Consider the following 12,622-nt stretch of genomic DNA (forward strand, 5'->3'; position numbering starts at 1 on the left):
CCCCTCTTTTAATCAGCCTCGGTTGCCATACTAACAGACGGCTTCTCTAGTTTTTGCCAGATGAATAGAAGAATTAACAATGTTATTCCAATGGCATCCGTAATAATTCCAGGTACCATCATCAAGATTCCAATTGTTAACAATATACTCCTTTGCATCCAATTCGCCCGCTTCATGAACCATCCTTGCAAACCTGCCGCCAAAGAGATGGTTCCAACCACAGCTGTTATGGTCGGGATCAAGCTGTTAATAAATGGTTCTTCCCCTAGCAATAACGCCGGTTCATAGAGGAAGAAAAATGGTAGGATGAACCCGGTGATCCCCAACTTCATAGCCGTCATGGACACCTTATGCTGATTCGCATCCGCAATCCCTGCCGCCACGTAGGAAGCTAATGCAACCGGCGGAGTGATATTAGACAAGCACGCATAAATTAGCACAAACATATGCGCAGATAATGGTGGAACACCAAGATTTTCGAGAACTGGCGCTCCGATTGTTGCCACGATGACATAGGCAGCCACTCCCGGCACACCCATACCTAAGATGATACTCATTAACATGACGAGCAAACTCGCAACGAGCAAGCTTTCATTCGTATACGTCATGATTGTATAACCAAATGTCAATCCAAGCCCTGTCAAGGATACGGTTCCAATAATAATGCCGATCGTCGCACAAGCGACCGCGACGCCAAGCGCCCCTTTCGCCCCTTCTTCCAAGGCTTGTAGGATTTTCTTCGGTCCCATAAACGTCTCTTTCCGAAGCCAGCTTGCGACGACACAAGCGAGGATTGAAAAGACCGCCGCAAATACCGGCGTATATCCGGTAAACAATAGAACAAGCAAGACGATAAGCGGTATGGAAAGATGCCCTTGTTTTTTAAGGACATCCATTACTTTTGGAATATTGTCACGCGACAACCCTTTCAGTCCAAGGCGTCGTGCCTCAAAATGAACAACCATGATCAGCGTCAAATAATAAAGGAAAGCTGGAATGATTGCAGCAACCAGTACAGTTGTATACGGAACACCCAAATATTCCGCCATGACAAATCCGACGGCGCCCATAATAGGTGGGGCGAACTGGCCACCTGTCGAGGCAACCGCTTCCACCGCGGCCGCAAAGCGAGCTTTATATCCATTCTTTTTCATAAGCGGAATCGTAATCGTTCCCGTCGTAGCGACGTTGGCAAGCGCACTTCCGTTGATCATTCCCATCAAGCTGCTGGCGAGGACGGCCACTTTCGCAGGACCGCCCGGAGAGCCGCCCGCAATCGTTAATGATAAATCATTGATGAACTGGCTGAATCCACTGATTTTCAAGAAGGCACCGAACAAGATAAACAGGAAAACGAACGTCGCCGAAACACCGATCGCAATTCCGAAAATCCCTTCACTGCCGTAGAACATATAATCGATGACACGTTTGAAACTAAAGCCGCTATGCCCAAACATTCCCGGCACCCAGGAGCCAAGAAACGTGTACAGCAGGAAAATTAGTGCCAAAATGGCGAGGTTTCCGACAACCCGGCGGGATGCCTCAAATACGAGCAAAATACCAAGCGCTCCAAAAATATAATCAGTGGCTACCAAATAGCCACCCCGAAGTACTATCGTTTTATAATTTAATAATAAATATCCAAGCGCCGCGATACTGAGTGCAATAAAAAGTAAATCGAGCACAGTCGGAACCGTTCGTCCCGCCTTCTCTTTCTTCCGTGCCGGATATAGCAAGAATACCATGACTAAGACGAAAAGCAGATGCCATCCTCGGAGTGTAATCGCATCAAGGACGCCCGTTCCCGCGGCATACAGTTGAAAAATCGACCAGATGACCGCAATTGCAGATACCACCACCGCCGTCTTCCCAACATACTTCCGAAAACGCATCTCGCTGTCCACTTTCTCAATCAGTTCCTCGCCTGTTTCAGCAGTTTGTCCCATTAACCCCACCTTCTCTCATGTTGTTTTCCCTATTAATCCAGGAGGCTGAAGTGTGCCAGCTGTATAATTGTCTCTATCAGGTAAAATATTCCGACTATACACCTCTATCAGAATGTTAACAACCAAGCAAAGTCGCGTCAACACAACGAGGGAAAGATAGGGAATTATACGTAGTATTTCCAATTACAAAAAGAGGAAAGAGACAGATAAATAGAGAAAATTGTCAAATATCCTAGAGGAAGTACAGGGGAAAATATGCAGGGAACACCGGTGTCCATTAAGCTTGTACGACAGTACCAACGTGTTGTTTAATCCATTAATGCCATCGGAATAAAAAGAGAACCTCAAGTGTAAATTGGCACAACCATTTACAAAACGAAGTGCTTTCACCAACAAGAATTTCAATGTCGATTTTACTTTCTTTATTACAAGTGAATACTTCGCAGAATGCAAAAAAGGGAATTGGGTTGCCCCCCTTCCCCTTTTAACATTGCCTCAATGACAAATATCCCCTCGTGCAAGCCTAGAGGCACTATCTCAAAATCCCCTCGACATAGATCTGGTCGATATCCTCATAATCCAAATAGCTGAGAATCCGGTATAAATTGAGTGCCGCTACCGAATGACTGAACGAATAGCCTAATTTCAGCTTACCCTCTGCAACCGAAAATTGCTTATAACGCCCTTCCGCCTTTGACCATTCACTCTCTGGAAGCAAAGGAAAATATAAGGTCCGTGCCACTTTCAATTCTTTTAACTTCTCCACATCTTTCAACAGTTCAACGGATTTCGGATTCGCTTCCGTTGCTTCCCTGATCAGTTGTTCCACGGCTGCCCTTGAGCTTGGAAAAGACTCATATGCCGAGGTTCCGTCTGAACTTGCCTTCCGCTTGATACCACTGATTGTGAATTGCTTAGAATCTTTGGCAAACGTACTCAGTGGGTACATTTTCGGTTTGGCTGCCGGTTGCATAGAGGAGGAAGAACTGGTCATATCGGAGCGCACCAATATTTTGTTGAACACCGCAATATCCTCTTCTTCTAGCAACTCATCGGATGTTTTGCCGGCCGCCAGCAACAGCACTTGGCGCAGGATGTCCAGAAAGCTGATAATCTCGTCAAGGATTAACTCAATATCCCCCTGATCAAAAACCTTCAAAGACTCATACCGTTTGATGGTGTCAGCAAGGTCTTCAGCAAACGGGTGGGTCGACTCTGCAAATCTTCCATTCAGGATATCCAGTTTGTCTGTTTCGTGGTATAACGTAATATACAGCGGCTGGTAAGATAACTGCATGCAAATGATAGCGAGCAGGACACTTTGTTCCTCTTCTATAATCTCTTTTCCATCAATGATCATATTCACTTGGCTGTTCAAATAATAGGAATTGATGAGCCGCTTCATGGCACGTGGGTTACTTCCGATACTTTGCATGATGAGATCATGGAGCCGTTCGCGCTGCTGCCCTTTCCCTAGAATATCACCTAAATTCTCTTCGATGAATTTTTCATAATTATAAATTTCCACCGGAATCTTGAAAGGAACTTGAATCATCTTGTCTAAGAAACTTTTCGTTTTTTCACGGGAGATATTCACCATCTTATCCGTAATGCCCTCTTCCACAACCCGATTATCGACCGCCAGGACAAAGACACAGTTCTCGATGTCCAAGAACAATTTGATAACTTCCAATAAACCCACAGCAATCGGAGGACTCAGCCGATCCAAGTCATCGATGAAAATGACGAGACGGTTGTATTTATTCTTTTCCAAATGTTCACCGACCAATTGGGTTAACGACTCTTTTAATATCTCAATCGCTTTCGCAGGATCTTGATCAAAAGCGTTCTCCCTTTCGCTTTCGGGAACTTCCAATCCGATTTGATGGGCACCCATCTTCATACCGAATTTCAGGAGCCCTTTAAGAGCCGCGTTAGCAGTCGAGAACCATTCATTTTTATGATCCAGATCAGCTGATAATTTTTCCACCATATAGCTTAAAAAGGAGATACCCAAGTTGTCACCAAGTTGGAACTGGGAGTATTGCCACGTATTGAAATGGACAGTCGCGATGCGGACCGCCTCATTCTTATTTTGACTGAAATCCCGGTTCACCCCCAACTGCTTCACCGGTTTCAAATTATCGTTAATCAAATTGATAAACGAAGTCTTCCCAGTCCCCCATCCACCTTGGAGAGCAATTGTGATCGGCGTATCGCACTGCTTGATGAAATTGGTCAACGCCTGTATGTATGGTTTCACTTCAAATAAATCCAATGAATCCTCAAAAATCGGCAAGTCCCGGATCCCTTTGATCTCTTTTGTCCCAGCCATCCTTTTCAACCCCTTAATTCATTTCCACCTATCTGTTCATTATGTGCCAAAAGGGTATATTTGGCTATACCTCTCTGTTCTCCTGTGAACTCGACTCCCCGAATGCAGCCACCTCGAATTGTGTGAGTGCCTGGCACTAAAAAACACCAGCCATCCGCCCGGCCGGTGTTTCATCAACTTATATTATCTTGTAATTCTTCATAAATGGCGCGGGCTTGTTCTTCCGCTCGTTTTCGATCTTTATCGAAGACCGTGATCAACTTGTTGTCGAAAATGAAATTCCACTGTTTCGCCATGTCACTCACCTCCTTTGTTCTCGATGTCACATCCTTTGTATTCCCTAGATAGAAGCTTGGTAAACATAGTAAGTAGTTGGCGGCATCCCGTCCCTGTTAAAAGGGAGATTTTCTTCAGTCAGTTTGCTATATAAGTTGAAATAAATAACTTCTTCTAACCGTTGATTTCCGTTCCGAGCGGACGCTTTCCGCGGGCACGGCTTCAATCTCCTCGTCGCTACGCTCCTGCGGGGCTTTCAGCTCGTGCTGTTCCCGCTGGAGTCGCCGCTCTGCACTCCAATCAACTAAGTTAATAGGTAAAATAATAAATTCGACTACACGCAACCTATTTGTCTGAATAATAATATTTGTACAGAAAAAACCGTACGAACGTTCAATATTGATTTAACTGTTGTTTTACAAAATTATTACAACTATAATGAACGTATGCCTGAGACTCATAGGGGCAAAATCTAGTGCTGCAGGAGATGCTGAAAGATTAAGCCTGCTGCAGTCAAAAAACTAGGAGGATATCTATCGTGTCATTGAAGAAGAAGCTTTTCGGAATCAGTACGGTCGCCTTATTGGCAGTCGGTCTTGCTGCCTGTGGCGGAGACAAAAACGAGGATACTACGTCGAGTGAAGGGGAGCCGGCAAGTTCTTCCGAATCAGTCGGGAAAGCCGTCGGTTATAAGATCACCGGCATTGATCCGGGTGCCGGAATTATGGAAGCAACGGACAGAGCCATTGAAGATTACGGACTCGATCAGTGGAGTGTGACGTCAGGTTCGGGCGCAGCCATGACGGCCGCCTTGAAAAAAGCGTATGACAAAGAAGAGCCGATTATCGTCACAGGCTGGTCCCCACACTGGAAATTTGCGAAATATGATTTGAAATACTTGGATGATCCAAAAGGGTCTTACGGCGGTGCCGAAGAAATCCATACTTTCGGACGACTTGGACTCAAAGAAGACCTCCCTGAAGCATATGCAGTCCTGCAAAATTTCCATTGGACAGAAGAAGATATGGCAGAAGTGATGGTTGAAATTATTGACGGCGAAAAGCCAAACGTCGCGGCACAAAACTGGATTGACGCCAATGAAGACAAAGTATCTGCTTGGACAGAAGGCGTCGAGAAAGTCGACGGCGATAAAATCAAGTTTGTGTATGTCGCTTGGGACAGCACCGTAGCAAGCACCAATGTCATGGCCAATGTGCTAGGGGAATTGGGTTATGAAGTGGAAATGTCTCAAGTGGAAGCGGGACCAATGTATACAGCAGTCGCAGACGGAAGTGCGGATGTCCTGTTGGCAGGCTGGCTGCCCGTAACACATAAAACATATATCGAGAAATTTGACGGGAAACTGGACGATATTGGCGTCAGCATGGAAAATGTGAAGATTGGGCTAGTCGTTCCAACTTATATGGATATTGATTCTATTGAGGATTTGCAGGAGTAAGTGTTTGCTATTGATCCGGCGCCGTCAGCGTGGCTGTCCGGTGCCGGGTTTATTTTATTAGTGCATTTGATAGCACAATTTTAACTTCGAACATCATCTTCAACTTTTTTCAAGAAGTGAAACAAATAGCTGGATGAAGCCAACGTAACTCTCCAACAGGAGCAATCCCCCTGCTGCACTACATTCGATTCTTTACAGGCCGCACAATACATCATGCGTTCTCTCATGTATTGAAGGATTATTAGGGAGAATTATACTTAAGATTTCGGTAAAGAAGAACACTACAAGGTCTACTCCGATCTGAAAAGGCAACATATCGTTCAATTTTGAACGACATGTTGCCTTTCTACCAGTCGGATAGACTCATATCAAATAATTTTTTAAGTGGCCGTATAACCGCCGTCCACAGGAATCATAGCCCCTGAAATGAAGGATGCTTCATCTGATGCTAGAAAGGCAATTGTGTTTGCGATTTCTTCTGGCTTTCCTAATCTTCCTAACGGGTACGCATTCTCATACAAATTACGGATTTCTTCTCCGCCTCCATCCCCATCGATCAGTTGTTGCGCCATATTTGTGTCGGTCAAGCCCGGGCAGACGGCATTGACTCGAACACCGAACTCGGCCAACTCTACTGCCGAACTTCTCGTGATTCCTACAACGGCATGTTTGGTCATGATGTATAAATTATGATTTTTTGTTCCTATTAACCCCGAAATGGAAGCCAGATTCACAATCGAGGCGCCCTCCGTCTTTTTTAAATAAGGCGCAGCGTATTTTGTACTAAGCATGACAGACTTAATATTTACGTTGGAGATTTTTTCAAAATCATCGACTTGCATTGTTTCTACCGTATTATTGAGGAAAATACCAGCATTGTTGACAACCGTTGTGATTCCTCCAAACCTTTCAATTGCCTTCTCATAAAGCGAGGCAATTTCTTGTTCACTCGTCACATCGCAAACTACGGCCTCAACCTCTATATCCGACTCTTCTAATTCTTGTTTCGTTAACTTTAATTTTTCTTCATTTGCATCAGAAATAACTAATTTTGCCCCTTCTTTTCCGCATTTTAGAGCTGCGAACTTTCCAATGCCTTGTGCGGCGCCTGTAATTACTACTACTTTATTCTGAAGTCTAAGCATTTTTTACCTCCTCGTCACATTGTTAAATAGCCCGCATCCACTGCAATATAATTTCCAGATATATTTTTCGCTTTATCAGAAGCTAAATATAATGCTGTATTTACGACATCTTCCGGGTTAATAAAGTCTTGATCCGGAAATACATGATGTGTGCCGAACGCAGGAGTTGCCTCCCCCCTAGTAGCTCCTTTTTTATTGGCAAGTCTATCATAGGTGGCTTGATTATTCGCCATGGTTGTATCAACAGCTGTCGGGCAAATCGCATTTACATGGATTCCATATTCTCCGACCTCCATAGCCATTGATTTCACTAACCCTAACACACCATGCTTTGCTGCAACATAATGTCCTACCTGCTTTCCTCCACGAAGACCATTAACAGAAGAGATACAAATGATTTTTCCTTGTTGTTGGTCAATCATATGAGGGATTACATGCTTACAAGCTAAAAACGTTCCTTTTAAGCAAATTTCAATCATTTCATCCCATTGTTGTTCTGGCATTTCCCATATCTTGTTGTAAGTCAAAATACCGGCATTCGTTATGAGAATATCAATTTTTTGGAATGATTCAATGGTCTTCTCGACAGCTCGCTGAACCTGTTCTTCATTTCGCACGTCAGCGATAATCCCAATTGCTTTAACACCCTTTTCCCGTATCTCTTCCAGTGTCTCATCCATAACAGATTTATTGGACAGTTCATATGGAACCGTTTCAACGGCGCTATTGATATCGGTAATAACGATATCGGCTCCTTCTTCAGCAAATTTCAAAGCATATAGCTTGCCCATTCCTCTTGCTCCACCCGTGATCAATGCAACTTTTCCATTTAATTCTCCCAATTTACATTCCCACCTTTAATCTTCAATTCCACACCATTCCATTGCCACCAGGGCATAGGTTTTTGCAGCTGTAATCAATTCTTCTACCTCCACATATTCATCTACCGCGTGTGCAACTAAAATACTTCCCGGCCCATAGATAATACTTGGAATGCCCCGCTCATTTAAAAATGAGGCATCAGCCACAGCAGCAAATCCAAGAACTTTTGCCGGTTGGCCAGTCACTTCTTCATGGGCTTCGACTGTCGCTTGAGTGATTGGGTGATCTTTCGGAACATTGAAGGCTGGCCAGTTTAATAAAAACTCTAATTTTGGAGGGTTTTCTCTTAGCCAAAGATCATTTTGTGCGGCTCTCATTACATGTTCTGTAATTTCTTTTTGAACTTCTTCAAAACTTTCATCCGGGTGGTACCAAACCGCATACTGAATCGTACAATAATCGGACACAACGAATGGTAAGTCAACATCATGTGACTTTCCATGAATGATTCCGGGGTGAATCGTAAAATGTCCTGGCTCGAACAGTTCATGTCTCTTCGTGAAACCCCATTCGTCTTCTAATTGTTTTAGTGATTCGATGATATACATTGCTTTATCAACTGCATTAATCCCTACTTCACTGTGCTTGCCACCGGCACGAACAAATTCTCTTCGAACCGATGCATGTGTCGTTTTTCCTTTTACCGTAACATGCAGGCGAATCAAACCTGGACTTGCGGGTACGATTGCCAAGTTTTCTGGTGGTCCCGAAGGTTCGGATACAATCGCCGCATCTGCGGTATATCCACGATCTACGGTTGCGGAGGTTCCCAATTCATGTTCCATTGTTTCTTCCCCTACCACTGTTTCAAGTAGTAAATCCCCCTTTAACTGGATTCCTAATTTTTTCAAGGCTTTAGCAGCTATATATTGTGCTGCTATGCCGCCTTTCATATCACAAGCACCTCGACCGTATAATTTGCCATCTTCAATTTTCCCTGAAAAAGGATCTTTGAACTTCCATTCTTCCGCCGGCCCTGGAGGAACAACGTCAATATGACCGTTAAATATTAGTGATTTTCCATTTCCTGTTCCTTTTATTGTCCCAACTAAATTCGGCCTTTCTTTTTCTACTTCCCACATATCTACTTCATCGCAGATTTCTTTAAATTTGGGATATAAATACTCTTGGACTTTTTTTTCTCCACCAAGAACCGCCACTTTGTCGACACCATCGTAACTAGGGTTAATACTTGGAATCTGTACCATTTCACTCGTCAATGTAAGTAGTTCTTCTCGCATGGCTTCAATTTGATTAATTACTTCTTCCTTCGTATTCACTAACGCTTTCTTTGTCATATTCATTTTCCTCCCAGTTATTTAATTTTTTCTGATAAGATGACGGTTTCTGCTTCTGGATTTTTTGCTGCAAAAATCTTCTTTCTTTTCGTTGTTCTGGCATCCTCAACATCCGTCCATAATTGTTCAACATGTTGCTCAACTGGCTTTGCTGCACCGTAGATAATCATAATGACAAAGACGGTAATCAAACCATATACCCCCGGCGTCCACCCTAAACTCCCAATAAAAGAAGGATTCATAACCGTTAGAGACATAGAGATGATGGTTCCTACAATCATGCCAACCAAAGCCCCTTCTTTATTAGCTCTCTTCCAATAGAGACCAAGTAAAACTACTGGAAAAATCATGATTATCCCCTGATAAGTTAACAGGGCAATATTGATGAGGGCCCCTACATCAACCGTTGCCATAAAGGCGCAGATTGTTCCTATGGCCACTACAGAAATTCGGGCAATTGTAATGGCACTCTTTTCTGAAATGTCTCTTTTGATTACTCCAGCTACATCACGCGAAATGGAGGTCGACATCGCTTGAATGATGCCGCTAACCGTAGCAATACTGGTAGCCATTACGACTGTAGACAAGACCGCCATGACCAAAGGCCCCGCCTCTGCCGCTGCCCATAAAAATGCTTCTTCCGGGTTCATTCTCGCTGTTTCGAAAATATATAAGAAGTTCCCCAAGAATTGGAATACTACATAGAATACCGCCCCAATAATCGGAGCAATTAGGGCCGATTGTTTAATAGACCGAATACTATCCGATGCAAATATTTTATTAAACACCCATGGCCACATAAAACCGCCTAAACCACTGGTGATGATGATGGATGTCCAGAAAGCTGTAGGCATTTCCCATCCCGGCCCTGGAAAAGTAAGGGTTTCCGGATATTTTTGAACTAGGGTCGCCATCCCTTCATTGAATCCACCAAAAAATTTAAAGATCATATAAAACATGACTGTAATTCCAACAAAGAACATGAAAGCACCTTGGAAAATATTAGCCGTAATTACTGATTTCATGCCTCCGAAAGAGACGTACGCCAAAACTACAACAATACCAATGAGCATCCCGATGACTGGACTGATAGTTCCTCCAGTCGCATAACTAAAGACAAACCCTTGGGTAATCCATTCCATCAACAGCCAAGGAGCCGTAAAAGCAACCCCGGCCACTCCTACAATGACACGGACAGCTTTGCTTTTATAACGCAAATCCATCAATTCGGCTTGCGTACTGATATGATACTTTTTGCCCCAAATATAGCTTTTCTCTGCAACTAAATACAAGGAAAGCATAGTTAAAGTAGCGTAGGACAACACATACATCCCCATAAAACCATAACCAACCGAATACCCTGCAAACGCTGTAAAGGTTGCCCCTACATACCAAGTAGAAAATACAGCTAGAGATATGGCAATCACACCAAAGCTACCTCGCGCAGTAGCATATTCATCAAAACTCTTAACACCAAAGTTTTTGGCATTAATCAGGAAAATGATGATAAAAAATATGCTGATAAAAATGATGGAAAGCATGGTTTACCCCCTCCTTGCCTTTAGTTCTTCATCTGTCAGCGGCTCAACCTCTAAATCTAAATCACCGTGATATGAATCGACCAAATACCAGACAATTAACGTAGCAAAAATGAAGAAATTCATTAGTATTTGCCAAAAATAAGAGAAGGGGAACCCAATAACGAAGGGCTCGATCCGATTACTCCAATCAAAGACTCCCGGGAAACAAGCCAAAAAGATGAACAACAGAAACAAGCTGGAAAAGAAGATATTCCTGAAGCGTACATCTCTCAATACAAAACCTCCTCAAATGGTATTAGCTATAATGAAGGTTACTCAATGCTTTCCGGTAAAATCTGTCCTCCGTCAACTACCAAAGTTTGACCCGTGACGAATCCTGCCTCTTTGGAAGCAAAAAAAGCAGCGGCATGTCCAATATCTTCGACTGTTCCCAAGCGTTTAAATGGTATTGCAGCTGCCATGGAGTTTAGATAGTCTTGGCCAAGTCCATCCAATCCTTCTGTAAACACATTGCCTGGAGAAACTGCATTAATAGTGATATTGTCTTTGGCCAATTCAAGCGCGGCTGTCCGCATAAACCCAAGCTGTGCTGCTTTACTTGCCCCATAATGCGACCAACCGGCGTATCCCGTAATCGGCCCTGTAATAGAGGATGTGACAATGAATCGTCCAAAATCTGCTTTTTTGACGTAAGGCAAAAAAGCTTTTACTGTGAAAAAAGTTCCTTTTGCATTTACATTTTGTACACGATTCCACTGATCCTCCGTCATTTCCTCAATGCTAGCCGATGGAAAAATTCCCGCATTAGCGCACACAATATCGATGGCACCCAAATCATTCGCAATTGCTTGTGCTACTTGCTCTAATGAAAAATTTGAGGTGACATCTGCATTGTAAGCGTTCACAGAATTGTGCTCACCTTGTAATTCTTTCGCTGTTTTCGTAGCCTCTTCCAAATTCCTCGCAATGATCGCCACATTCGCTCCTTTTTCGGAAAACACTTTTGCAATCCCTCTTCCAATCCCCTTACTACCGCCCGTCACTACAACTGTCTTACCTTCAAATTGTTTACTCATGTCAGTACTCCTCCTAAACTAGTAAGTTTATAAGTTTAAACAGAATACCTAGATTATCACCTCTCATTTTATATCTACTCATAAAACAATCCTCGCACTTCCTCACGATGTCACAAAATACTTGTTGTATTGTGTGGATTTCACTCATGTTAACATGGTGCTATTTATGAGTCAACAGTAAATTCAAATTATTTTAAATAATATATATAATCAATTGTTACCGAAGTAGTTTGCTAGTACCTTTCCAAGAATTTCAAATGGAGATTGAATAAATAAATAATATTTTATTGATAATAAGCATGTCTTAAATGGAGAAATGGATATGAGAATAAAAGTCTCCGATTAAGAATAGCTGCAGGAGACCAATTATGGAAAGCTATTTTGAGCGGTTCTACCAACTATGAAGAAAATTAATCAACTGTCTCCGGGCAGGCCACCAATAAACCTTTGCCAAACCAATTTAGTCCTGATAGGCAACAAGGTCCTGGAATTTTGGTCAATACATGCTTGGAGAATCCGTGGCACAAAATGAAACGGCCGCTTATACGATTAAAAATCATAATAAGCGGCTCTTCATGTTACGTTAAATTTATCCAAATACACGTAACGCCCTATTAATTTCATCAAGTTTATCGAATCATAAATCCGATCTATTGATCCATAA

9 protein-coding genes are annotated in these 12,622 nt (G+C 42.9%); 1 reads left to right on the plus strand and 8 read right to left on the minus strand.

Annotation, left to right across the window (positions count from 1 at the left end; genetic code table 11):
* Positions 1-8: 8 nt before the first annotated feature.
* The 3 genes from MKY41_RS10120 to MKY41_RS10130 form a co-directional block, all read right to left on the minus strand.
* Complete coding sequence (locus MKY41_RS10120) at positions 9-1,946, minus strand: TRAP transporter permease (protein WP_340744888.1); 1,938 nt, start codon at positions 1,944-1,946, stop codon at positions 9-11.
* 532 nt (positions 1,947-2,478) lie between these two features.
* On the minus strand, positions 2,479-4,281 hold the full coding sequence (locus tag MKY41_RS10125) for a KAP family P-loop NTPase fold protein (protein WP_340744889.1): 1,803 nt from the start codon (positions 4,279-4,281) through the stop codon (positions 2,479-2,481).
* A gap of 173 nt (positions 4,282-4,454) precedes the next feature.
* Positions 4,455-4,577 (minus strand): hypothetical protein, encoded by a 123-nt coding sequence (locus MKY41_RS10130; protein ID WP_340744890.1) that lies wholly within the window; start codon positions 4,575-4,577, stop codon positions 4,455-4,457.
* Positions 4,578-5,101: 524 nt separating this feature from the next.
* On the opposite strand from MKY41_RS10130, the gene MKY41_RS10135 reads away from it, so the two are divergent.
* Entirely contained in the window at positions 5,102-6,016 is a 915-nt protein-coding gene (locus tag MKY41_RS10135) for a glycine betaine ABC transporter substrate-binding protein (RefSeq protein WP_340745679.1), read from the plus strand.
* Between the two features lie 380 nt (positions 6,017-6,396).
* Here MKY41_RS10135 and MKY41_RS10140 read toward each other — a convergent pair whose 3' ends face one another.
* The 5 genes from MKY41_RS10140 to fabG form a co-directional block, all read right to left on the minus strand.
* Entirely contained in the window at positions 6,397-7,161 is a 765-nt protein-coding gene (locus tag MKY41_RS10140; protein ID WP_340744891.1) for an SDR family NAD(P)-dependent oxidoreductase, read from the minus strand.
* Positions 7,162-7,175: 14 nt separating this feature from the next.
* The gene (locus tag MKY41_RS10145; RefSeq protein WP_340744892.1) at positions 7,176-8,003 is read right to left on the minus strand and encodes a mycofactocin-coupled SDR family oxidoreductase; all 828 of its coding nucleotides are present in this window, start codon (positions 8,001-8,003) and stop codon (positions 7,176-7,178) included.
* A 15-nt stretch (positions 8,004-8,018) separates the two neighbouring features.
* Positions 8,019-9,341 carry an ArgE/DapE family deacylase gene (locus tag MKY41_RS10150; protein WP_340744893.1) on the minus strand — a complete coding sequence of 441 codons (1,323 nt, stop codon included), beginning with the start codon at positions 9,339-9,341 and terminating at the stop codon, positions 8,019-8,021.
* Between the two features lie 17 nt (positions 9,342-9,358).
* Positions 9,359-10,882 (minus strand): sodium:solute symporter family protein, encoded by a 1,524-nt coding sequence (locus MKY41_RS10155; RefSeq protein WP_340744894.1) that lies wholly within the window; start codon positions 10,880-10,882, stop codon positions 9,359-9,361.
* A 311-nt stretch (positions 10,883-11,193) separates the two neighbouring features.
* Complete coding sequence (gene fabG / locus MKY41_RS10160; RefSeq protein WP_340744895.1) at positions 11,194-11,958, minus strand: 3-oxoacyl-ACP reductase FabG; 765 nt, start codon at positions 11,956-11,958, stop codon at positions 11,194-11,196.
* Positions 11,959-12,622: the final 664 nt, after the last annotated feature.

Origin of the sequence: Sporosarcina sp. FSL W7-1349 (assembly GCF_038003045.1) — a bacterium.
GTDB lineage: Bacteria > Bacillota > Bacilli > Bacillales_A > Planococcaceae > Sporosarcina.